At 37.7% G+C, this 22,352-nt stretch carries 21 protein-coding genes; 19 read left to right on the forward strand and 2 right to left on the reverse strand.

Annotation, left to right across the window (positions count from 1 at the left end):
* Positions 1 to 550: 550 nt before the first annotated feature.
* Complete coding sequence (locus tag ACXYMT_RS06630) at positions 551 to 1,279, reverse strand: acylneuraminate cytidylyltransferase family protein (RefSeq protein WP_459058296.1); 729 nt, start codon at positions 1,277 to 1,279, stop codon at positions 551 to 553.
* Positions 1,280 to 1,405: 126 nt separating this feature from the next.
* Here ACXYMT_RS06630 and ACXYMT_RS06635 point away from each other — a divergent pair, with 126 nt between their 5' ends.
* The 11 genes from ACXYMT_RS06635 (at position 1,406) to ACXYMT_RS06685 (ending at position 12,397) form a co-directional block, all read left to right on the forward strand.
* Positions 1,406 to 2,266, forward strand: coding sequence for an ABC transporter permease (locus tag ACXYMT_RS06635; RefSeq protein ID WP_459058297.1), 861 nt, complete (start codon positions 1,406 to 1,408; stop codon positions 2,264 to 2,266).
* A gap of 16 nt (positions 2,267 to 2,282) precedes the next feature.
* Entirely contained in the window at positions 2,283 to 3,050 is a 768-nt protein-coding gene (locus tag ACXYMT_RS06640; protein ID WP_459058298.1) for a glycosyltransferase, read from the forward strand.
* 125 nt (positions 3,051 to 3,175) lie between these two features.
* Positions 3,176 to 4,453 (forward strand): hypothetical protein, encoded by a 1,278-nt coding sequence (locus tag ACXYMT_RS06645; protein WP_459058299.1) that lies wholly within the window; start codon positions 3,176 to 3,178, stop codon positions 4,451 to 4,453.
* Between the two features lie 4 nt (positions 4,454 to 4,457).
* On the forward strand, positions 4,458 to 5,729 hold the full coding sequence (locus ACXYMT_RS06650) for an ABC transporter ATP-binding protein (RefSeq protein WP_459058300.1): 1,272 nt from the start codon (positions 4,458 to 4,460) through the stop codon (positions 5,727 to 5,729).
* Between the two features lie 2 nt (positions 5,730 to 5,731).
* Complete coding sequence (locus tag ACXYMT_RS06655; protein ID WP_459058301.1) at positions 5,732 to 6,541, forward strand: sulfotransferase domain-containing protein; 810 nt, start codon at positions 5,732 to 5,734, stop codon at positions 6,539 to 6,541.
* Positions 6,534 to 7,454, forward strand: coding sequence for a hypothetical protein (locus ACXYMT_RS06660; protein WP_459058302.1), 921 nt, complete (start codon positions 6,534 to 6,536; stop codon positions 7,452 to 7,454). The genes ACXYMT_RS06655 and ACXYMT_RS06660 overlap by 8 nt, the downstream gene beginning before the upstream one ends.
* On the forward strand, positions 7,441 to 8,298 hold the full coding sequence (locus ACXYMT_RS06665; RefSeq protein WP_459058303.1) for an FkbM family methyltransferase: 858 nt from the start codon (positions 7,441 to 7,443) through the stop codon (positions 8,296 to 8,298). Before ACXYMT_RS06660 ends, ACXYMT_RS06665 begins: the two co-directional genes overlap by 14 nt.
* Positions 8,295 to 9,368 (forward strand): glycosyltransferase family 4 protein, encoded by a 1,074-nt coding sequence (locus tag ACXYMT_RS06670; protein ID WP_459058304.1) that lies wholly within the window; start codon positions 8,295 to 8,297, stop codon positions 9,366 to 9,368. Before ACXYMT_RS06665 ends, ACXYMT_RS06670 begins: the two co-directional genes overlap by 4 nt.
* 12 nt (positions 9,369 to 9,380) lie before the next feature.
* Positions 9,381 to 10,169, forward strand: coding sequence for a glycosyltransferase family 2 protein (locus ACXYMT_RS06675; RefSeq protein WP_459058305.1), 789 nt, complete (start codon positions 9,381 to 9,383; stop codon positions 10,167 to 10,169).
* A 1-nt stretch (position 10,170) separates the two neighbouring features.
* Positions 10,171 to 11,439 carry a glycosyltransferase gene (locus ACXYMT_RS06680; protein ID WP_459058306.1) on the forward strand — a complete coding sequence of 423 codons (1,269 nt, stop codon included), beginning with the start codon at positions 10,171 to 10,173 and terminating at the stop codon, positions 11,437 to 11,439.
* 25 nt (positions 11,440 to 11,464) lie between these two features.
* Positions 11,465 to 12,397, forward strand: coding sequence for a glycosyltransferase family 2 protein (locus ACXYMT_RS06685; protein ID WP_459058307.1), 933 nt, complete (start codon positions 11,465 to 11,467; stop codon positions 12,395 to 12,397).
* A 1-nt stretch (position 12,398) separates the two neighbouring features.
* Here the strand turns inward: ACXYMT_RS06685 and ACXYMT_RS06690 are convergent, their stop codons facing one another.
* Positions 12,399 to 13,319, reverse strand: coding sequence for a beta-1,6-N-acetylglucosaminyltransferase (locus ACXYMT_RS06690; protein ID WP_459058308.1), 921 nt, complete (start codon positions 13,317 to 13,319; stop codon positions 12,399 to 12,401).
* A gap of 145 nt (positions 13,320 to 13,464) precedes the next feature.
* Between ACXYMT_RS06690 and ACXYMT_RS06695 the strand changes: the two genes are divergently transcribed.
* From ACXYMT_RS06695 to neuC, 8 genes are all read left to right on the forward strand, one after another.
* Positions 13,465 to 14,682 (forward strand): glycosyltransferase, encoded by a 1,218-nt coding sequence (locus ACXYMT_RS06695; protein ID WP_459058309.1) that lies wholly within the window; start codon positions 13,465 to 13,467, stop codon positions 14,680 to 14,682.
* Entirely contained in the window at positions 14,672 to 15,718 is a 1,047-nt protein-coding gene (locus ACXYMT_RS06700) for a glycosyltransferase family 2 protein (protein ID WP_459058310.1), read from the forward strand. The genes ACXYMT_RS06695 and ACXYMT_RS06700 overlap by 11 nt, the downstream gene beginning before the upstream one ends.
* The gene (locus ACXYMT_RS06705) at positions 15,711 to 16,643 is read left to right on the forward strand and encodes a glycosyltransferase family 2 protein (protein WP_459058311.1); all 933 of its coding nucleotides are present in this window, start codon (positions 15,711 to 15,713) and stop codon (positions 16,641 to 16,643) included. The genes ACXYMT_RS06700 and ACXYMT_RS06705 overlap by 8 nt, the downstream gene beginning before the upstream one ends.
* 2 nt (positions 16,644 to 16,645) lie before the next feature.
* Positions 16,646 to 17,767 carry a non-hydrolyzing UDP-N-acetylglucosamine 2-epimerase gene (gene wecB, locus ACXYMT_RS06710; protein ID WP_459058312.1) on the forward strand — a complete coding sequence of 374 codons (1,122 nt, stop codon included), beginning with the start codon at positions 16,646 to 16,648 and terminating at the stop codon, positions 17,765 to 17,767.
* 108 nt (positions 17,768 to 17,875) lie between these two features.
* Positions 17,876 to 19,141 carry a glycosyltransferase family protein gene (locus ACXYMT_RS06715; RefSeq protein WP_459058313.1) on the forward strand — a complete coding sequence of 422 codons (1,266 nt, stop codon included), beginning with the start codon at positions 17,876 to 17,878 and terminating at the stop codon, positions 19,139 to 19,141.
* The gene (locus ACXYMT_RS06720; protein ID WP_459058314.1) at positions 19,138 to 20,028 is read left to right on the forward strand and encodes a glycosyltransferase family 2 protein; all 891 of its coding nucleotides are present in this window, start codon (positions 19,138 to 19,140) and stop codon (positions 20,026 to 20,028) included. The genes ACXYMT_RS06715 and ACXYMT_RS06720 overlap by 4 nt, the downstream gene beginning before the upstream one ends.
* Before the next feature lie 9 nt (positions 20,029 to 20,037).
* Positions 20,038 to 21,033 (forward strand): N-acetylneuraminate synthase family protein, encoded by a 996-nt coding sequence (locus ACXYMT_RS06725; protein ID WP_459058315.1) that lies wholly within the window; start codon positions 20,038 to 20,040, stop codon positions 21,031 to 21,033.
* 161 nt (positions 21,034 to 21,194) lie between these two features.
* Complete coding sequence (neuC, locus tag ACXYMT_RS06730) at positions 21,195 to 22,352, forward strand: UDP-N-acetylglucosamine 2-epimerase (protein WP_459058316.1); 1,158 nt, start codon at positions 21,195 to 21,197, stop codon at positions 22,350 to 22,352.

The following is a 22,352-nucleotide window of genomic DNA, read 5'->3' on the forward strand; positions in this document are numbered from 1 at the left end:
TAGAGACTTTTCCTCAAACGGTAAACAGTAAACTGTAAACGAACTAACTTCCCTCTCTCCCCTTCCCTCTTTCCACTAAAAAGGTAGAGAAGGAGAAGGTCGAAGACGCTAGGAGTTTGGAAGGTTAAAAGTATTAGATAACAAACATGATGTTACGTAAAGACCGTTCTTGGTTTTACCCCTCCCCCCAAAAGGGAGTCCAAAAACGGGAGCAGAAAATTCAAAAACAACAAACTAAAAACTACCGACTCCCGACTAGAGACTTTTCCTCAAACGGTAAACAGTAAACTGTAAACGAACTAACTTCCCTCTCCCCACTTTCCACTCTCCACTTCAAAAAAGCACCGAATACAACACCAAATTCCAATTTAGTGTTGTATTCGGGATAACCACAAGAAATATACACAACCGTTTTTGGTTTTACCCCTCACCCTAAAGGGAGTCCAAAAACGGGAGCAGAAAATTCAAAAACAACAAACAACAAACTAAAAACTACCGACTCCCGACTAGAGACTTTTCCTCAAACGGTAAACAGTAAACTGTAAACGAACTAACTTCCCTCTCTCCACTTTCCACTCTCCACTAAAAGCTCGGCTTTCTCCCAATCCTCCTGCATATCAATATTTACATAAGGATCTCCTGTGGTATCTATAAATCCAATTTTCTTTCCGTAAAGCGAATTCTGCTCCAGGAGCACTTCGGTTTTGGTAAGGTAAATCGCTCCATCCCGGTGATAGGCTTTTGGCAGCTCCTGCCTTCTTGTGATGATCTCCGGTTCCCCGGTAGCGATCTTTAATTGTCCTTCTTTTTCCTCGAACACCCAATGTGGATTGAACTCGGCCGGAACCTCCCGTACCGAGATCAGAGAATCGAAATTGCCGCTGTTAAATTTCTCTATAGCTTCGTCGATCAATCCTTTTCTCCTGAAAGGAGTGGTAGGCTGCAGCAGACAAACCGCATCAAATTCTTCCCCTTTTTGAGAGAAATGTTCCAGGGCGTGTTGAATGACGGCAAGACTTGAGGTGTCATCTTGTGCCAAATCCAGAGGCCTCAAAAATGGCACTTCCAGACCTATTTTTTCAGCCACTCCAATTATTTCTGAATCATCTGAACTCAGGAACACCCTGAACAACACCTTTGACTTTTCTGCAGCTTCAAAAGTATATTGAATTAAGGGTTTCCTGCCGAGAAATTTGATGTTCTTTCCGGGTATACCTTTACTGCCGCCACGGGCGGGGATGAGTCCGAGGATCTTCATATTTTCTATTGTCTTCTCCATCCAGGTTGAGAGGTTGCCTGCTTCAAATATAGTTTTTTTGAGGAAGTTTCAATTCGAAGTCTATCCTCTTTCGGTTTAATGAACTTCTTTTGTATTTTCACCCACAGAATTATACTTCAATTTAATTTGAAAGACAACAACGAAACCTGGCTTTACGAAATTACCCCGAGGCGGAAGCTGATCGATTTGAATTTCAGGGAGATATGGCGCTATAAAGATCTGCTCTTCCTTTTTGTGAAGAGGGATATCATAACGGTGTATAAGCAAACTATTCTGGGCCCGTTATGGTATTTTATTCAGCCACTGTTTACCTCTGTAATTTTTACACTTGTTTTCAATAATATCGCCAGTATTTCTACAGGAACCATCCCTTCCTTTCTCTTTAATTTGACGGGTATTACTGCATGGAATTATTTTTCTCAATGTCTTGCGGGTACATCAAATACCTTTACCGCCAATGCAGGTATCTTTGGGAAAGTATATTTCCCCAGGGCTATAATGCCACTAAAAACTGTGATCTCTAACCTGTTCAAATTCGGAATCCAGTTACTGATCCTTCTTATATTTTATTTGTATTACATCTTCCAGGGATATGAAATAAGCCCTAACAGTCACCTGTTATTATTTCCAATATACTTGCTTATGATGGCTTTGCTCGGCCTGGGTGCAGGAATGACAATTTCTGCCATGACAACAAAGTATAGAGACCTGACAGTACTTGTGGGTTTTGGTACTTCCCTATTAATGTATATTTCTGCTGTGCCATATCCTTTAAATGAAGCTACACAACAATTGCCGGAACTAGCCTGGTTAATACGCTATAATCCGCTGACCCAAATTATAGAAGGTTTTAGATTTATGATCCTGGATTTTGGATATTTTACATGGGGAGGATTTTTTTATACTCTTCTTTTCTCTATTATCCTTTTTCTGTTGGGCCTTATTGTTTTTAACAGGACCGAAAAGAATTTCATAGATACCGTTTAAATAATTATGAGAAAATTTGGAAGCTAATTCTAATGCCAATAAAATAGCCATTGTGCTTCCATGCTATAACGAAGAGGAGAGATTCTCTCCCGAATTATTTCTAGCAGAAATAGCCCTACTCCCTGAGGTGGATTTTCTTTTTGTCGACGACGGGAGTACAGACAATACTTTTAAGATTCTGAAGGCACTTTGTGAAGAAATGGAAAATCTGGACGTGATCAGGCTTGAGAGAAACGCTGGTAAAGCAGAAGCAGTGAGAAAGGGTGTCCAGAGGATTCTCAGTTATTCACAATACACTCATGTTGGCTATTTTGATGCTGATCTTGCTACGCCATTAAGTCAATTAAATTTATTTCTTAATCAATTGGGTGAAGAAAATGAATATCAAATCCTTTTTGGTTCACGAATAAAAAGAGCTGGCGCTACTATTGAAAGAAATCAGATAAGGCATTACTTAGGAAGAGTTATGGCTACAGTAGTCAATAATACGGTTGTGAAAATTCCTGTTTATGATACACAGTGTGGGGCGAAATTATTGACTGTGGGCTTGGCAAGGGAGATTTTTAATGATCCGTTTATCAGCAAATGGCTATTTGATATTGAATTGATTGCAAGGCTTCAAATGGCTCATGACCGCGAAAAAGTAACAAAAATGGTTTACGAGGTACCATTAACTGTATGGATTGAAAAGGGAAAGACCAAAATCAGATTTAGAGATGTACTCCGGGTGCCATTCCAGCTTTTAAAAATTGGCCAGAAATATAAAGGTTTTCAAGTATCATAATGTATAAAAAAAGTGTAATAATTTTTGCATCGATACTGTTGTTTTTGGTTTTCATTGCCCCTTTTCTTTATTTGACGCAGTTTACCTTTATGTCGGGGGATGATTACTGTAGGGCAGTAACAGGAATGGAATATTATTTCCAGAATATTGCGCATTGGTTGACCCATAGCGGCCGGTATACGAATGGCTTTCTAAGTTATTTGCCTGTTTATGAGAAAGAGGTTTACAGGTGGACCCTTTTTCTTTCTATGGGGGCTTTTTTGGGCGCATTATTCTATTTTATCAGGCAAATCTTAAGGTTATTTCATTTTCATATTTCAACAACAACAGAGATTTTCATTACGCTTTTATTTGCAATTCTTGTCAATTCCCAGATACCGGATATCTATGAGTTTTTTTACTGGTATGCCGCTGTGACCGTATATCAATATAGTTTTGTTCTGTTCTTACTATTGCTCCCAAGGCTTCTAGGTTACTTTAAGGGACTGAATTCGAATTATGTAATTACAGGCCTTCTTATAATCCTCCTTAATGGCAATAATGAAATGTTTATTCTCGTCACAAATTTTCTTTTGGGAGTTATTCTGTTGTATAAAATGCTGGTTTGTAATGAGATAAATTATAAGGTCCTGATGCTGAATCTGGTTTCCTGGATAAGTGCTCTGATAGTAGTTTTCACTCCGGCTACAGGAGCGAGACAAAATCAATACCCTGAAGGGGGAGATATTCTTCTTTCCCTAAAAGGCTCTCTTTTATCTTCGGGAATATTTATTGTTAAAAGTCTTTTTGAATTTCCTTATGTTCTCCTCTACGTGGGCATGTTATTCTTTCTTTATAAGGCTGCAGAAAAAAGAACAGAAAATGTTTTTATCTTAAATCCTATACTTTTGTTTTTAGGTTCTTACCTTTCATTCCTGTTGGTTTTCTTTGTCCCTCTTTACGCCACAGGGCATATAGCCGTCAACAGTGGTCGAATAGGTAACGTGGTTCATCTTATTTTTATCATCTTACTGTTTTTGAATATCGTGAATTTTTCAAACTATTTGTCCCGACATGAAATGAAGTTCAAAGTGCCGGCGGTCATTTTACCCGGGCTTGTCGCGGGATTTCTAGTTGCAGTCCTTTTTACTCAAAATTATAATTATCTTATCCTTGATTTGAAAGGTGAGGATTTAGCAACATATGAAAAACAGGTAGAACAGAGGTTCACTCTGCTAAAGGAAGCAGATGGTATAATGTGGGTGGAAAGAATAAAGGGAACGCGCTTGCTCAAATATTATGATGTAACTAATGATAATACAAATTGGCAAAATCACTGCTACCTGGAGATGATAAAATATAGGTATGAAAGAAATGTCGAAGACATTTTTTTAGAGCCTGAGCAGAATATCGCGAAAGAATAAACAGATGAGTACGATTTTAAAAGCAGAAAATATCTCTAAACAATACCGGCTGGGGTTGGTGGGCAGCAGTACCCTTAACGACGATTTCAAGCGCTGGTGGTACAGGGTAAGAGGAAAGGAGGATCCTTTCTTGAAGGTGGGTGCTGTGAATGATCGCAGTACAGGTGCCACAGAAGACTATGTTTGGGCGTTGAGAGATATTAATTTTGAGGTGAAACAAGGAGAGGTTTTAGGGATCATTGGTAAGAACGGGGCAGGAAAATCTACCCTTTTAAAATTGTTGTCCCGGGTAACTGCGCCCACTACCGGTAGCATTAAAACCAGGGGCAGAATAGCCTCTTTGTTAGAAGTAGGGACCGGTTTCCATGGGGAGCTTACGGGACGGGAGAACATCTTTATGAATGGCGCAGTCCTGGGAATGACAAAAACCGAGATAAGGACAAAACTTGATGAGATCATTGCCTTCTCAGGCTGTGAAAAATACATTGATACTCCGGTAAAACGGTACAGTAGTGGAATGACGGTGCGATTGGGTTTTGCGGTGGCAGCTCACCTGGAACCCGAGGTTCTCGTGGTAGATGAGGTGCTGGCCGTAGGGGATGCAGAGTTTCAAAAAAAAGCAATTGGTAAGATGCAGGATCTTTCTAAAGGGGAAGGAAGAACTGTACTATTTGTAAGTCATAGTATGAAAAGTATTAAAAATTTGTGTAGTCGGGCAGTAGTATTAGAAAATGGAGGTATTGTTCGAAGGGGTGAAATTGTAGATTGTGTAGATTTCTATCTGAATAGGGGTATTGATAAATTTAGTAGCGGGAAAAAAGAATTTCATTCGGAATACATTGGAGATGAGAATCTTCAATTAACTGAAGTTCTTATTAAAGATAAAATGGATAGACTTCGAACTTCCTTTTCTCAATCCGAAGAAATAAATATCGAAATTATGTTTAGGACATTTGTAAAACTTCAGGGTGCCCGATTTAATTTATCGATTAGAACCACTGATGCAGAAGATGTGTTTGTGACCAGTTCTCACCTACTCACTAAAAGGGGTATTGAGGTAGGAGAACAAATATTGTTTTTGACTATTCCTTCCAATTTATTGAATGAGAAAAAGTATAATATTGTAATAAATGCTGGAATTCCTGGTATTAAAGTAATTGTTCCACCAACTCATATAACTGTCATAGAGGTTTTTGCAGAAAATTCAGGAGGGTCTGATTTTGTAGAGAAATGGCCGGGAGTTGTTGCTCCAAGGATTACATGGAAACTTAGATGAAAATGAAAAAATCGTGGGCCAAATTGAATCCAAAGAAATATTTTAGGAAGAAAATAAACCAACAATCCGAAAGGATTTTGATGGAAAACAAGTTTTATCCAATTAATCAAACTAGGGCTCAGGACGTATTTATTGCAGGCTTTCCTAAATCGGGAAATACCTGGGTTCAAAATCTCGTTAGTGGACTTCTATTCGGTATTGATACAATGTATCTGCCTGATTCACTGACTCAGGAATTGGTTCCTGATGTTCATTACAAAAAAGTGTACAAGAGATTTTTAGATTTTACCTGTTTCAAAACTCACCATTTACCAGACGAAAAATACCGTAGAGTGATTTATTTGACCAGAGACCCTAGAGACGTAATGGTTTCTTACTTTTTTTTTAAAAAGAATTTTTTTGCTGAAGTGCCTTTTGAAGATATGATAAAACCTGAGAGAAGTTTTCTAATTCAATGGAAGAAACACACGCAGGAATGGATGAAAAATCCTTATGATGCGGAAATCCTACATATTAAATTTGAAGACTTAGTTAAGAATACCAATTATGAATTAAAAAGAATGGGGGATTTTCTCAGAATTAATCGGCCAGAAGAAATGTTGGCAAGAGTCGTAGCGGGTAATAATTTTCAAATTATGCAACAAAAAGAAAATAATTGGGGCTTTGACAACCAAGTTGATAAAAGGAATAGAAAAGGACAGTTTTTTAGAAAAGGTGAAGTGGGATCATATAAGTATGAGCTGACAGCTGAACAAATTTCCATGATAGAAAAAGCAGTTTCGGATGAGTTAAAAAAACTTGATTATGTTTAAAAAAATCAGAAGTTCTTTCAAGAACTATATTAAGCTGGAAATAGACCGAATTAATAACGCTTTAAAACAGGAACAGGAACTTGTTTTAATCCAAAACGGGAGAATCTGGAGTGCTGCTTTGCCAAAAGATAAAGCTATTAATATTCATGATGCAGAATTCAAAGTTTTTTCTCAGTGGGGTGATGACGGGATTATTGCATATCTTGTAAAATACCTGGATATTAAGAATAGAACCTTTATTGAATTTGGGGTGAGTGACTACATGGAATCTAACACCCGGTTTCTCCTAATCAACAACAACTGGTCTGGTGTTGTTATGGACGGAGATCGTAAAAATATTGAAAAAATAAAACGCCAGGATTTTTATTGGAAGCATGATTTGTCAGCCGTCCATGCTTTTATAACTAAGGAAAACATCAATGAGCTAATTAAAGATCAAGGTTTAGAAGGAGAGGTGGGACTTTTGCATATCGACCTTGATGGGAATGACTACTGGGTCATGAAAGCTCTACATATCGTTGATCCTGTTATTTTAATTATGGAGTATAACAGCATGTTTGGGTATAAAAGACCTATAACGATTCCATATCAGGCAGATTTTAATTGGACAAATGCTCATTATAGTAACTTGTATTTTGGTGCTTCTATTCTTTCCTTGTGTGACTTAGCGTCAGAAAAAGGATATGATTTTATTGGTTGCAACACAGCTGGAAATAATGCCTATTTTGTCAAAAGAAAATATGCTAAGGATCTCAAATCTTTGACGGCAGAGAACGGTTTTGTTGATGCCAAATTCAGGCAATCTCGAGACAAGGATGGAAAGTTAAATTACCTAGATTTGAAGGCACGTACAGAAATCTTACAGGGACTACCTGTTTATAATACAAGAATAGAAAAAAATGAACTTTTTTGAAAAATTCTTTAAAAAGGATCGTTCAAAGCTCGATATAGTTTATCGTATTGGAAACCATGAATTATTGTTACCTCCCGATCATCTATTACCAATATTTCAAAAGAAGCATAGGTTATACGACAGATTTCTTCCACACCTGGTGGGTTTTTTAAATGAGGGTGGAGTTGTAGTAGATGTGGGTGCTAATGTGGGTGATACAACGATAGCGATGCTGCAAAATTGTAATAATAAAATTGTAGCAATTGAACCTTCCGAAAAATTCTTTGGATATTTAAGAAGGAATATTGAAACATTACCTCCTTTTAAAAAAGACAGAATTGAAAGTCACAAAATTTTTATAGGTACTGGAAACATAAAGGGAGAATTTTTTCATACCAATGGAACTGCAGGTATAAAAGGAGATAATGAGTCTAAGTCACCACAATTTACCACTCTGGATAAGCTGTTAAAATTTTCCTCTGTTGAACTGCTTAAGGTTGACACCGATGGATATGATTATGACGTACTACTATCAGCAAAAGAAATCTTGAAGAAGTCAGAGCCAATATTGTTTTGGGAAAATCAAATAGATTCAGAATTGCAAAGGAATGGTTATAATCATCTCTATGAAGTATTGAGAAGTGGTGGATATAAGCATGTTTTTATTTTTGATAATTTCGGAAATTTACTCCTAGAAAATTCAAATTTCGCGAATGTAAAGGACTTAAACTCATACGTTTCTGTAATGGACAGAAATAACTCTACCAGGACTTTTTATTATACGGACATATTGGCCGCCACAGATAAAAATTTTAACAAGGTGAAAGCTGCTGTTTCAAAATATAAATTCGATGTTCATAAATGAAGGTTCTTATTGATAATCAGGTGTTTGAAGGACAAAAATTTGGGGGCATAAGTCGCTATTTTAGGGAGCTTCAAAATGATAATGCCAGCATAGAACAAATGCCTTTTTTTAAGCAGGAACCACTTCAAAGAAATTTTTATCTAAGGTTAAAAACAAGGTTCAATCCTTTTAATAAAAAAAAAGCAGCAATAGGTTTAAGCAGAGAAAATTTTTATTTAGAGCAAATAAAGAATCGAAACTTTGATGTCTTTCATCCTACTTACTATGACAATTATTTCTTAGAAAGTATAGATAAACCTTTTGTTCTGACAGTGCATGATATGATCCACGAGAGATTTCCTGAATATTTTGGATCTACTCCTGATTCCTTTAATAAGCGCAGACTTTGTGACCGTGCAGAAAAAATTATTGCTATTTCCGAAACAACAAAAATTGATCTTATAGATATTTTTGGTATTTCAGAAAGTAAGATCCAAGTGATTTATCATGGAACAAGTTTTGACACCTTAGAAGTTTCTAAGCCTCAACTGGAATTTAAAGAAGAAAGATATATCTTATTTACCGGGAACAGAAGTCTATACAAAAATTTCCTAACTTTTTTAATTGCCGTAACTCCCATTATTAAAGACAACAAGGGCCTAAGGCTAGTATGTACAGGTCCAGACTTTAATAATATTGAAAAGAAATGGATTAAAGAATTGGGAGTGGCAGAAAAGGTTCATCACTATTACTGTACTAATGATAATGAACTCGCTTATCTCTACAAAAATGCTGAATGCTTTGTTTTTCCTTCACTTTATGAAGGGTTTGGTTTTCCTCTTTTAGAGGCTTTTGCGATGAATTGTCCAGTTCTCAGTAGCCATGGAGGCTCCTTAAAAGAGATTGCTTTAGACGCTGCCGTTTTTTTTAACCCTAAGGATATAAAGGAAATAAGGGCGAAATTATCCGATATTCTAGATGACTGCACTCTAAAAGAAGAATTGGTCTTGGCTGGAAATAAAAGGTTAAAAGATTTTTCCTGGAGTAAATGTCGAAAGGAGACTTTGGATGTTTATAAGCAACTGGTATAGAAAAAGTCACAGATGAGTAAAGAGAATTTATTAAGCATAATAACTATTAACAGGAACAACTATAGAGGACTTTCTGAAACTGTAGGCAGTGTGCTAGAGCAAACCTGGCAAGACTTCGAATACATCGTTATAGACGGTGGATCTACTGATGGTAGTAAAGAATTTATTGAATCAAAAAAGCATCAGCTTCATTTTTGGTGCAGTGAACCTGATGCTGGTATTTATGATGCTATGAATAAAGGATTATCAAAGTCATCAGGGGAGTATCTCCTATTTTTAAACAGTGGAGATACTTTAGTCGACAAAGAGATTTTAACAACATCAAAAGAGTTTTTAGATGGGAGAGATTTGGTCTATTTCGATTTAGAAATGTATGATCATGAGCGTCGGTTTGTTCATACTTACCCCGATATTTTAGCTTTCTCGCATTTTTTGCACCAGTCACTACCTCACCCTGCTACGTTTATTAAAAGATCTCTCCTTCAAAAAGCAGATGGTTTTGATGAATCTTTCAAAATTGTTTCAGATTGGAAATTCTTTTTAAATGCTGTTTGTAAGGAAAATTGTTCTTACCTCCACGTCAACAAATGTTTAAGCAGATTTGATTTATTTGGAATAAGTTCTTCCGGAGAAATGAAGGAGAGAATAAAAGAGGAAAGAAGACAGGTTCTTCAGGAAGGATACTCAGCTTTTTTACAGGATTACGAAAAGTTAGAAAAATACGAGAGAGCGATAACAGACTTAAGAAGATCAAGAAAAATTAAACTATTGCTAAAATTTCATATGTTAAACGAGTTTTAGCATGAACCTTAAAAAGAAAAAAAACCTTCGCATAGGGGTAATAGTAGACTCCTTTCCTCAAGTATCTGAAACTTTTATAGTTAATCAAATTAATGATTTATTAGATAAAGGTCATACCGTTAAAATTTTTTCCAGAAGGTATGGTGATCAGCAAGTGCTTCATGGAAGTATTAAAAGAAATAAATTGCCTGAAAAGGTCCATTACTACAGTCAACCAGAGGCTTCACTCCCGGAAAAATATTTTACTTTGCTTAAGTATGTCCTTTTAAATATTGGATATATAAACCCATTACAATTGTTCAACCTCTTCAATATCAGAAAATTTGGAAGAAAAGGATTGAATTTGAACTATTTTATTAGGTATTGGTGGATTTTAAAGGAAGGAAAATTTGATGTTTTTCACGCTCATTTTGGGCATAACGGTAATTATTTAGCAGAACTTAAATCTTTGGGTTTAATAAAGAATACAAAGCTAATTACGAGTTTTCATGGATACGATATTCATCCCGAATTAGTAGATAAATATAAAATTAGTTATGCTAAACTAATTCGGTATGGAGATCAATTTATTTGTAATACCCCCTACACAGCTACTCTTTTAAAACAATTGTTTCCCCCCAACAAAATTACTGTCTTACCAGTAGGGTTAGATTTCAGACTATTTAGAAGATTTAAAGGCAAAGAAAAGTCAGAAAATTTTACAATTCTTTTTGTAGGGAGACTAATTGAATTAAAAGGTCCTGATTTAATGATTAAGATATTTAATAAGCTTCTGCTAAGTGGAATAAATAATGTTTACCTAGAAATCATTGGAGAGGGAGAGATGAGGCCTTGCCTTGAAAAGCTGATCAAAACAAAACAATTAAATAATAAGATAAATCTTCTTGGTTCTCTTACTCAGGAGGAAGTTCGAAATCATATGGAAAGTGCAGACATACTTGTGCTACCTGGGATTTATGATAAATCAGGAAGGGCTGAAACCCAGGGTCTGGTTATTCAAGAGGCACAAGCCATGGAACTACCGGTAATTGTTTCTACTGCAGGTGGAATGAAATTCGGTTTAATTGATGGGGAGACAGGATATGTCGTAGAAGAAGGAAATATTGAAAAATACGTAACGAAAATCGAAGAGCTTATAATAGATGAAGACAAACGGCTTAAGATGGGGAAAAAAGGTAGTGAGTTTGTCAAAGGTGAATTTGATTCTGAAAAACTGGGAGATCAATTAGAAAAACTATATTTTCAGTTAGTTTACGCTAAGAACTCTTAAATCTGTGAAACTAAATTCCAATAATTTGGTCTCAATAATTATCCCAACCCGGAACCGTAGCCATTTGCTGGGGGAAACATTAGATTCCATAATCAAGCAGACTTGGAGTAATTGGGAATGTATAGTTGTAGATGACAATTCACAAGATAGTACAAAAGAGTTGATTCAGTTCTATTCTCAGAAGGATAGCAGAATTAAATTATTTTCACGCCCACAAGATTTATTAAAAGGAGCAAATTCCTGTCGCAATTATGGATTTGCCAAAAGCCGTGGTGACTATATTGTTTGGTTTGATAGTGATGATCTAATGACTCCAGATCACGTGGAGGTTAAAGCTCAAGCTCTTGAAGCCACAAATTCTGATTTTGTGATTGCAAAAACCAGAAATTTTAAAGGCGATGACCAGCATGAACCCTACTACTACGAAAAGAAAGATTATGGGATCAAAGCTTCAGATTTTATCCTCTCAAAAATTCACTGGTATACCTATGACGTAATGCTATCCAGATCAGTTGCAGAGAAAATTGAGTGGAATGAAAGAATGAGTAGCTGGCAAGACTATAATTATTTTTGTAAAATGTTATTGGTCACCGAAAAAGGTTTCTACATAGATAAGATTCTTACCTATAGAAGGATTCACGATAATTCCATACAGAATACTCTTACCCGTACGCCAGAAAATTTCAATGCTGAAATGCTGGAAAACCGGTGGTTGACATATAATGACATTTCGGATAAGGTTGATTTCCAAACAGAGAAAGAAATGATCTTTGGAATGATGAATTTATGTTTTGAGTTAACCAGGATGAAAAAATCATCCAAACATATTAAACGGGTTGACGAGATTGTTGAGAAGCGTTTTTCTACAAAATCGAAAACCTATTTTAAATTGGCCAGAATAACAGGTCGATTGTTCAAAAAAGGAAATTTCTTCTTGAAAAAAGCTAAAGGGAAGTGAATTAATGCAGCAAATGCTGGTCAATTAAATCCAGAATTTCACTGTCTCTAGAGGCGTCAAATTTTCTCGCAAAAAGATATTCCTCAGCAGCACGTTTCAATTCCATAAAATCATGCTCCCCAAAAGTAACAGGCAGAGGGCCTGAAGGACGTTCCCAATTGACGTAGGTCTTAGAAATTTCCGTTGAAAATTGTTGTTCCGCAGACAGGATAATACTTTGAAAGAACATTTCATCTGGCAGTAGACTGTATTTGTGATACTCAATATATTCCGGTTTATCCTTAATAAAGTGTAAGACATGTTCTACAGTACGGCCTTCCAAAGCCCACCATTGACTCCCTGCATATGGTTTAAGGTATTGAGGAAACTTTCTTTTTATAAATATCTTTCCAATGTCACGAATTTTGCCGGTCTTTCTCATGAAATTGATATGTCCAGCTGTTTTTTTTGTGTAGAAATCTTCTTCAAAAATAGAAGGCAGAAAAAGGAAGTGACCTCTTTTTTCTGATTTATTAATCTTATACCTTTCAATTCGATGCATACCACCTTTTTCCCATGAAGGGTACGGCAGGGAATAAGAGGTAATATAATTTTTACCGCGGTGTGTTTTAAAAAAACTTTGAATTTCTTTCGGTTTTTGAAGAGGATAGTCTTGGCCGCTCATTAAGATAAAGTAATCATTACTTCTTCCGATATATGCTAATTCAAGGGCATTAATAGTAGCCTTAACAATACCAATGTCACCCCATGTTCCTTTTTCCCGGTAAGGAGCTTTAATAAACTCTACATTTTCTTTACTTTCCAGCAAACTGAGAAAAGGGTTTATATCCACCCTTTGATCCACGTGCACAATAAATTTAGTCCAAGGGGCATCCAGGCGATTTATAAGCCTTTCAACCTGCCTTGGGTTCGTATGAACCAAGAGAATGTAATTAAGATGCATTAACTAGTAAAAAAAAAGATTCTCCTATATTTACTTCCTGAAGTATATTCAGTTCTCAAATTTAAAGGAATCATTTCAGTTTAAAGGTCTGTTTCAGAACTCGGTTATTCCTTAGCTTTGATTTATGGCACAAATTCTTTTTAAAACACAACAATTTCCTCATTTAACCGAAACTTTTGTGCTTTCTCAAATTATATTGGCTATAGAGGAAGGTCATCAGGTAAACATTTTGCTTCAAGACCTCTTGGATTTCGAAAAGAGCACACACGCTAAATTGCTGGAGAAATACAAGATTAATGAAAAAATCATCATTGACAAATATGATATACCAAAGAACAAAATTCCAAGACTCTTTAAAGCCTTAAAAATACTTTTAAGGAATTTTAAAGACCTGGGAAAATGGTTGAAATATATTAGGTTAAAGTCCAAATTTAGTCTGACCTGGATTTATGAATTTGATTTCTATAAGCAATTCCAGCATTTTGATATTATACATGTTCAGTATGGAACCAATGTGCACCCTGTAGATTTAATTAAAAGGGTTGGTCTAATATCAGGAAGATTAATAGTTTCTTTTCATGGTCACGATGCTTTTTTTCCTATTAATGGTTTTATTGAAAATAATGGATATTACGACCATTTGTTCCGCGGGAATAATCTAATAGTAGCTAACACCCCATATCTTGCCGAAAAAATTGAGACGTTGGGATGTAGAAGAAAAAATATAAAAATTATACCTGTGCCAGTTGATGTCAACTTCTTTCAGCCAATTGACGTTACGAGTAAAAAAAATCCACTGAAATTAATAACTGTTGGACGACTCGATCCAATTAAGGGACATAGGCTGGGAATAGAGTTTGTGAAAATATTAATAGATGGAAATATTAATGCCCATTTCACAATAGTGGGAGAAGGAGAAGAACATAATAGTTTAACGAATATGATTAAAGATCTCCAGCTAGAGGAAGTAGTAGATCTGGTAGGAAGGAAAAATCAGGAAGAAATAAAAGCCCTGCTACAGGCAAGTGACATCTATATATTTACAGGAGTCCCTGTGAAACAAGGTAGAAGAGAGACACAAGGTTTGGCAACCTTAGAGGCTCAAGCTTGTGGTTTGCCAGTGTTGGCCTTTGATTCCGGAGGTGTGAAATACACTATAAAAGAAGGTCAAACAGGTTATCTTTGTCCAGAATTTGATTTAGATTGCATGAGTAAAAGCCTGAGCAAATTATTAGATACAAAGGCAAGAAAACGTATGGGAACTGAAGCTCGATCCTTTGTAGAGGAACATTTTTCTACCGAAGTTATAGCTGTAAAGTGGAGAAAGATTTATGGAAATTGAGTCAGAAAGCTTTGCACCTCTAGTTTCAATTGTACTTCCGGTTTTTAATGGGGAGCAATTCCTTGCCAAATCAATAAAGAGTTGTCTTCGCCAAAGTCATAAAAACCTTGAATTAATTATTGTAAATGATGGCTCTTCAGATAAAACTCTGTCTATTGCCGAAAAATTCGGAAAAGAAGACAGCAGGATTAAATTAATTACTAATGCTCAGAATATTAAACTGCCGGCCAGTCTAAATGCTGGTCATTTGCTTGCCAAAGGAGAATTTCTTACCTGGACCTCTCATGACAATATTTTTGAAGAAAAAGCAGTTGAAGTTCTGTTAAAGGAATTAGTTGATTCACGTGCAGATATCGTCTACAGTAATTTTACCATTATTGAAGCAGGCGGGAAGTTTAGAAAAAAATTTGATCTAAACACCAGCCCATCCTTGGTGTTTGGAAATTCTATTGGTGCTTCTTTTCTATACAGGAAAGACGTCTTTGTAAGGAACAATGGTTACAATGAAGATTTTCACAGCGTTGAAGATTATGACTTTTGGTTAAGGGCGAGTGTTCATAGTAAATTTCATCATATAGATCATTATTTATATAATTTCAGAAGTCATGAGAAAAGCTTGTCCTCTAATCTGCAAAGAATTAACTCTCCGGAGAATAGAGCTTTTAATGATAAGTTAAAGAATGTGTATTCAGATTTTTTCCATTCTCTAGAAATAAATAATTGTGATGATTTGGCAGATGTTTTTTGTCGAATCCATCAATATAAGCAAATAGATGTTTCTAGAATATTAAGTAAATATCATAAACTTCAGAATTTATTGCATATTCTTTCAGCCAAAATTGAATTTCTGTCCTTTAAAAGAATGGTTGAGGATTTTGATATTAGAGCAAGGGCCAACATTAATTTATATCCTGAAAATCAAACTTATCAAACTTTCTTATCTATTTGTGCAAATCGGCCAAAGTTATTACTGAGCTACGATAAAAGAAACAGCATTAATATTTTATGGAAATGTTTAAAACCTTTTAATGATTGATTCTGTAGTTTCTATAATAACAGCCACTTTTAATCGGGCCCACTTAATAGCTGAGACTCTTGAAAGTATTCAGCAGCAGACTTACAAAAATTGGGAATGCCTGATCATTGATGACGGTTCAACCGATGATACTGCGACAGTAGTTAAAACATTTTCAAATTTAGATTCTCGCTTTAAATACTTCAGAAGAGGGAATGATCATTTAAAAGGTTTGCCGGGATGTAGAAATGACGGCCTAAATAGGGCACAAGGTAATTATGTGATCTTCTTTGATGATGATGATATTGTACATCCAATGAACCTTGAAATTTGCGTTTCTGAGTTCTCTAAGGCAAATATTGATTTTTGCAGATACGAAAGAGAAGTCTTTACAGGCAACTTCAATGTGCGATTTGATATGGATAGGAATTATGTGTCGGAGCGTCTGGAAGAATCTCAGCTGGAGGAATTTGTGACAGGACGCATCCCTTTGAATTCTTGTCAGGTAATGTGGAGAAGGGAGTGCTTTGAGGAGCATAAATTCAATGAGAAATTGATGTATGCTGAAGAGTGGGAGTGTTATTTAAGGATTCTCAGTGATGGCTTTAAGGGTGTAACAGTGGATAAAGTCCTGTTTTTTGGAAGAAAACACCCGCGATCAAATACCGGGGAGTTTTGGGCAAATGATCCTGTGCGAAGGGAATCAAAAGTAGGCGCTACAAAAATGGTTGTGGATAATTTGGCAGAAAAAAAATTATTGACACCCCGGTTGATTCGCTATTTTGTTCAATTGGGAATTTTTCTAAAAGAAAAATCCATAGTTCAATATGTTCTAAAAAAGGCACCTGTTAGTTCCTTTGAGAAGTTAAAATATTATATTTTGTATGAGCTGTATCCATTAATAGTTATTGGCCACCGGACAAAAAAGATTCTTTTAAATAAGTAAGTTTGAAAATCCTCCTCTGTTTTGGCACCCGTCCAGAAGCCATTAAAATGGCTCCTATTGCTCATGAGCTTAAAAAACGTGATATTTCTCATAACATCTGTGTGACTGCACAGCACCGGGAGATGCTGGACCAGGTGCTTATCTTTTTTGAATTGGAACCCAAGTATGATCTGGATCTTATGCTTCCGGAACAATCTCTTAATTTGCTGAGCAGCAGGATCTTTTCTGCAATAGATAAGGTGTTTGATAAGGAGGATCCAGAAATGGTTCTGGTGCACGGGGACACAACCACCTCCTCAATCATTGCCATGGCAGCCTTCCACAGGGGGATAAAAGTAGGTCATGTTGAGGCAGGGCTCAGGACCTACAACAAAAAAGCTCCTTTTCCCGAGGAGATCAACCGGCAGCTTACCGCCAGGATTGCCGACCTGCACTTTGCACCAACAGAAAAGTCAAAATCAAATCTTTTAAAAGAACAGATCCCGGAGGAGCAGATCTACCAAACCGGGAATACGGTGGTGGATGCCCTCCAGTGGGGACATCAAAAGATTAGTGCAATTCCTTTACAAGAAGAAGGGGGAAATGTCAAACGTCAGCTTGATCCCCAAAAAAAAGTGATCCTGGTCACCGGTCACAGGAGGGAATCTTTCGGAAAAGGCCTGGAGGATATTTGTAGAGCGCTACTGTTACTTGCAGAACGTGAGGACGTGGAGATCATATACCCCGTACATTTAAACCCAAAGGTGAGGAAGCCTGTGTATGACCTGCTTAAAAAAAACAGCAACATCCATTTGATAGATCCGGTGGCTTACCCTACCATGCTGTGGTTGATGCAGGAATCTACTTTTATAATTTCCGATTCCGGCGGGATACAGGAAGAAGCACCTGCCTTTAAAAAGCCGGTCCTGGTTACCAGGGAAGTGTCTGAACGAATGGAAGGGGTGGAAGCCGGGTTCTCCATTTTGGTTGGAACAGATACTGCAAAGATAGTTGCTGAGGCAGTAAGGTTAATTGAAAATTCTCCCGATCTAAATCAGCTGGATAATCCTTATGGAGATGGAAAGGCGGCAGAGAGGATCGTTGATGTCTTGGAGGCCTATGAACGTTCAACGTTCCCCGTTTAATGTTCAAGGTGCATTATTGGACTTTTGGCTGTTTAACCTGCCCTATTTAACGTCTCAAAATCTCACTTTTAATCTTTATTTTCGCTTAACAGCAAATCTGTCACGCCTTTGAAAGCATCTGAACAAAAGAAAATACTGGTTGTTGCTGAATCTATTGACGTGGAGGATAGCAGCGGTTCAAAGGCCAACGTGGCGTTGATCCTGAACCTCAAGGATGCTGGATATGAGATACTGGTATATCACTACACCCGAAAGGAAATTCAGCTGCCAGATATAAGGTGTGTCGCGATAAAGGAAAAGAAGTTCAACCTCCTTTTCCTGTTAAGTCGGGCACAGCGGAAGATACAACACCGATTCCATCTCAACCTGGCGAAACATTTAGAGCCGGTTTTTGGATTTTCTTTTACTTTTTTTAATGATACCAAAAGTATAGCCGAAGCCATTGAAGCTGAGAAGGATTTTAAACCTAATCTGGTCCTGACCCTCAGCAAAGGGACCAGTTTCAGACCACATTTCGCATTGCTGAAAGTGCCGCGGCTGCATAAAAAATGGATGGCTTATGTACATGATCCTTATCCTTTTCATATTTATCCCGAGCCCTATACCTGGTCTGAACCTGGTTATAAACAGCGAATGGAATTTTTTAGGGAGGTAGCAGAGAAATGTCGCTGGGCCGCCTTTCCCAGCCTGCTTTTGAAGGAATGGATGCAAAAGCATTATGTCGCTTTCAAAGAAAAGGGCGTGGTGATCCCACACCAACTGAGGGACCCGGAGAAAAGAGAGCTTGAACTTCCGGAGTATTTCGAACCGGAAATGTTCAACCTTTTACATGCAGGCAACCTGATGAAGCAACGCCCACCGTTCTATCTAATAGAAGCTTTTCAAAAATTCCTCGCAGGAAATCCGGAAGCTCGTAAAAAAAGTCGGCTCTTACTGTTGGGGAATGCCTCCTGCCATTCTAAGACGCTGAAAAAATATGAGGAAGAGATCCTGCAATTATATGTTAGTAAAGGATATGTTGCGTATACTGAAGTGCAGGAAATGCAGAATCAGGCTTCCGTCAATATTATCCTGGAATCCAGAGCTGCTGAAAGTCCGTTCCTTCCTGGAAAATTTCCGCACTGCCTAGCTGCCGGGAAACAGATCCTGTTGCTCGGGCCAAAGAAAAGTGAAACCAGGCGATTACTGGGAAGCGACTATCTTTATTGGTCTGAGCTGAATGACGTGGAGTGCATCGCAGGGCTTATAGAAAAGTTGTACCACAGCTGGAGAAAGGATCCTGAAAATTTCTACCTGTACCGGGAGGACTTAAAAGTCTACCTTTCCAAAGATTATCTGAAAAAGGAACTGGATCAAATTCTTAAAGAATATTGAAAGCTTCAATTCTCATAGTTTCAAAAAACAGAAAGGAAGATCTTCGTAGGACCCTTCTGATCCTGGAAAAATGTACCGGGAAAGACAATAATGAAATATTAGTTTTTCTTGATGGCTCCAGCGATGGCTCTGAAGAGCTGCAGGAGGAGTTTCCCCAGGTCAGGTGGCAGGTTTCAAAAAAAGGCATAGGGGCTTCGAGAGCCAGAAATTTATTGTACAAAAAAGCTACAGGGGAAATTCTTTTCGGATTCGATGATGATTCTCATCCTTTGCAACAGGATTTCGTTGAAAAAACATTTTCTCTTTTTAAAAGTAATGAGAACTTGGGAATTATTGCCTTTAGGGAGATCAAGGGTATATATCAATATGACGAGCAGATCCCAAAGGAGCTGTTGGCAGAAAAGAAAGATTATCCGACTAAGGATTTCATGGGTTGTGGCTTCGCCATCAAAAAAGAGGTTTATGACCGGACCAGGGGGTTTCCCGTATGGATCGATATTTATGGAGAGGAAGCTTGTGTAGCGTTGGAGGTTATGGAGTTGGGTTATGACCTGCTGTACACCTACAGGATCTCGGTAAATCACCGGGTGGATAGGGATTTAAGGAAAAGAAGTGGAGCAAATTATTACCGGTTTGAGAAACAGTTAAAAAATACTACTTATTTTTATTGGGTATATTATCCTTTTCCATTGGCCTGGATAAAAATCGGAAGGCTGTATTTTATGAATTTTAAAAAATATGCGCTCAAGGATAAGAAATATTTAAAAGGCTGGTTTACAGCCATGCATTTAAATTTTCGTGAGCTTCCTTCGGTTTTTCGGTATCGGGACCCTGTATCCAAAGAGACTCTAGACAGGTTTAATAAATTAAAAAATCCAAACTATTAACAATACAATATGCAGTTGATCGCTGAAATAGGGCAGGCACATGAAGGTAGCCTCGGAATGGCGTTTTCTTATATTGACGCTCTGGCCCAGACAGGGGTAGACGCTGTGAAATTTCAGGTACATCTGGCAGAGGCCGAAAGCAGCATCCACGAACCCTTTAGAGTAAAATTTTCAGAACAGGATAAAACACGGTTCGACTATTGGAAACGAATGGAATTCTCACCGGAAGAGTGGAAGTTGTTGAAATTTAGATGCAAGGAAAGAGGGGTGGAATTTTTGGCTTCACCTTTCAGTAATGCGGCCGTCGACTTGCTGGAAGAACTGGATGTTCAGAGATACAAAATCGGTTCGGGGGAAGTGACAAACTTCCTGTTACTGGAAAAAATAGCCCGTACCGGGAAACCGGTTATTCTTTCATCGGGTATGAGTTCTTTCCAGGAATTAGACGCAGCAGTGGATTTCTTAAAAAAGCGGAAAGTTGAGGTGACGGTATTACAATGCACAACCTCATATCCCACTACACCGGAAAATTACGGCTTAAATGTATTGGCAAAATTAAAAGAGCGGTATAAAATACCGGTAGGTTATTCAGATCATTCAGCGAAAACAGAGGCTTGTATCGCGGCGGCGGCTTTGGGTGCAGAGATCTTGGAGTTCCATGCGGTTTTTGATCGACGCAGTTTTGGTCCTGATGCGGCTTCTTCCCTGGAGATAGAAGAAATAAAATACCTTGTAAACGCAGTACAAAATATTAGAATTGCCCTGGATCACCCGGTAAACAAAAATGACAATACCGGTTTTACAGATTTAAAGAATATTTTCGAAAAATCCCTGGCGGTAAACAAATCGCTTTCGAAAGGATATAAGTTGAAATTTGAGGACTTAGAAGCTAAAAAACCCAAAGGTCATGGAGTGGATGCCTCTCGCTTTGAAGAGGTGATTGGAAGTGAATTAACACAAGACTTGAACCAGTGGGATTTTTTGAAGGAGGATCATTTACTTTAATCATCGTGAAGTACCTTACCGAAGTTTTCTTTTCTATCTCTATTTAATTTTGCCGTCGGTTATAATCTGGTAAGGTGGAGGTTTAGTTGAAAAAGCTTCATACTAATGACTATTCCAGCATCAATTTTTTTTACTTTGGTCCTTAGTATAAAAATTAGTAAATGCCCAAAAGAAAGATTTGTGTAGTCGTTACTGCCCGACCCTCCTACAGCAGGGTGAAAACTGCTTTGACAGCAATTCAGGCTCATCCTGATCTTGAGCTGCAATTGGTAATCGCAGGTTCGGCGCTTCTGGACAGGTACGGGAATGCGGTGGATTTTATAGAGAAGGATGGTTTTTCCATTGCAGCCAAGGTGTTTATGGTTCTTGAGGGGGAGAACCCCACCACCATGGCCAAAACCACGGGAATTGGTGTGATGGAGTTAACTAACGTATTTTATAATCTGCAGCCCGATGCCGTCATTACGATCGCAGATAGATTTGAGACCATTGCCACTTCCATTGCGGCTGCATACCAGAACATTCCCCTGGTACATCTACAGGGGGGGGAAGTGACCGGGAGCATTGATGAAAAGGTGCGGCACGCGAACACAAAACTTGCAGACCTACATTTGGTATGTACGGAAGATGCCAGGAAGCGGGTGATCAGATTAGGTGAAGACCCTGATAAGGTCATTAATACAGGTTGCCCTTCGATAGACCTGGCAAAGGAGATAGCAGAACATCCCGGACTTAATTTCGATCCAATACGAAAGTACGGAGGAGTGGGAGTGGAGCTTAACTGGAAAGATGGTTACATTGTAGTGATGCAGCATCCCGTTACCACCGAGTATAAAATGGCAAAAAATCATATTCTCGAAACCTTGAGAGCGGTAAAAGAATTGAATTATCCTGCTTTCTGGTTCTGGCCAAACGTAGATGCGGGATCAGACGGAACGTCCAATGGTATTCGCTCGTTTCGTGAATTGGAAAAGCCACAAAATATACATTTCTTCAAAAATATGGAGCCTACAGATTTTTTAAGGTTGCTAAAAAATTCTAAAGCGCTGGTAGGAAATTCAAGTGCAGGTATTCGGGAATGTTCCTATCTCGGAATTCCTGTAGTAAACATTGGCAACAGGCAGCATAGAAGAAGCCGGGCAGAAAATGTTTTAGATGTAGAATATCAACAGGGGAAAATATTAGAAGCCATGAAAACTGTTATTGAAGAAAAGCATTATCCTTCTTCAGATCTCTATGGTAACGGAAATGCCGGATCACGAATAGCAGATATTCTTACGAGCGTGGAATTGAGCTTTTCTAAAACAATTAACTACTAA

Source organism: Salinimicrobium sp. CAU 1759 (genome assembly GCF_054482715.1).

Excerpts from the sequence above, each read along its gene's own strand:
- ACXYMT_RS06695 (WP_459058309.1), top strand. The coding sequence starts at position 13,465 with ATGGCACAAATTCTTTTTAAAACACAACAATTTCCTCATTTAACCGAA.
- ACXYMT_RS06725 (WP_459058315.1), top strand. The coding sequence starts at position 20,038 with ATGCAGTTGATCGCTGAAATAGGGCAGGCACATGAAGGTAGCCTCGGA.
- ACXYMT_RS06650 (WP_459058300.1), top strand. The coding sequence starts at position 4,458 with ATGAGTACGATTTTAAAAGCAGAAAATATCTCTAAACAATACCGGCTG.
- ACXYMT_RS06700 (WP_459058310.1), top strand. The coding sequence starts at position 14,672 with ATGGAAATTGAGTCAGAAAGCTTTGCACCTCTAGTTTCAATTGTACTT.
- ACXYMT_RS06670 (WP_459058304.1), top strand. The coding sequence starts at position 8,295 with ATGAAGGTTCTTATTGATAATCAGGTGTTTGAAGGACAAAAATTTGGG.
- ACXYMT_RS06680 (WP_459058306.1), top strand. The coding sequence starts at position 10,171 with ATGAACCTTAAAAAGAAAAAAAACCTTCGCATAGGGGTAATAGTAGAC.
- ACXYMT_RS06705 (WP_459058311.1), top strand. The coding sequence starts at position 15,711 with ATGATTGATTCTGTAGTTTCTATAATAACAGCCACTTTTAATCGGGCC.
- ACXYMT_RS06645 (WP_459058299.1), top strand. The coding sequence starts at position 3,176 with ATGGAATATTATTTCCAGAATATTGCGCATTGGTTGACCCATAGCGGC.
- ACXYMT_RS06660 (WP_459058302.1), top strand. The coding sequence starts at position 6,534 with ATGTTTAAAAAAATCAGAAGTTCTTTCAAGAACTATATTAAGCTGGAA.
- neuC (WP_459058316.1), top strand. The coding sequence starts at position 21,195 with ATGCCCAAAAGAAAGATTTGTGTAGTCGTTACTGCCCGACCCTCCTAC.
- ACXYMT_RS06675 (WP_459058305.1), top strand. The coding sequence starts at position 9,381 with ATGAGTAAAGAGAATTTATTAAGCATAATAACTATTAACAGGAACAAC.
- ACXYMT_RS06630 (WP_459058296.1), bottom strand. The coding sequence starts at position 1,279 with ATGGAGAAGACAATAGAAAATATGAAGATCCTCGGACTCATCCCCGCC.
- ACXYMT_RS06655 (WP_459058301.1), top strand. The coding sequence starts at position 5,732 with ATGAAAAAATCGTGGGCCAAATTGAATCCAAAGAAATATTTTAGGAAG.
- ACXYMT_RS06665 (WP_459058303.1), top strand. The coding sequence starts at position 7,441 with ATGAACTTTTTTGAAAAATTCTTTAAAAAGGATCGTTCAAAGCTCGAT.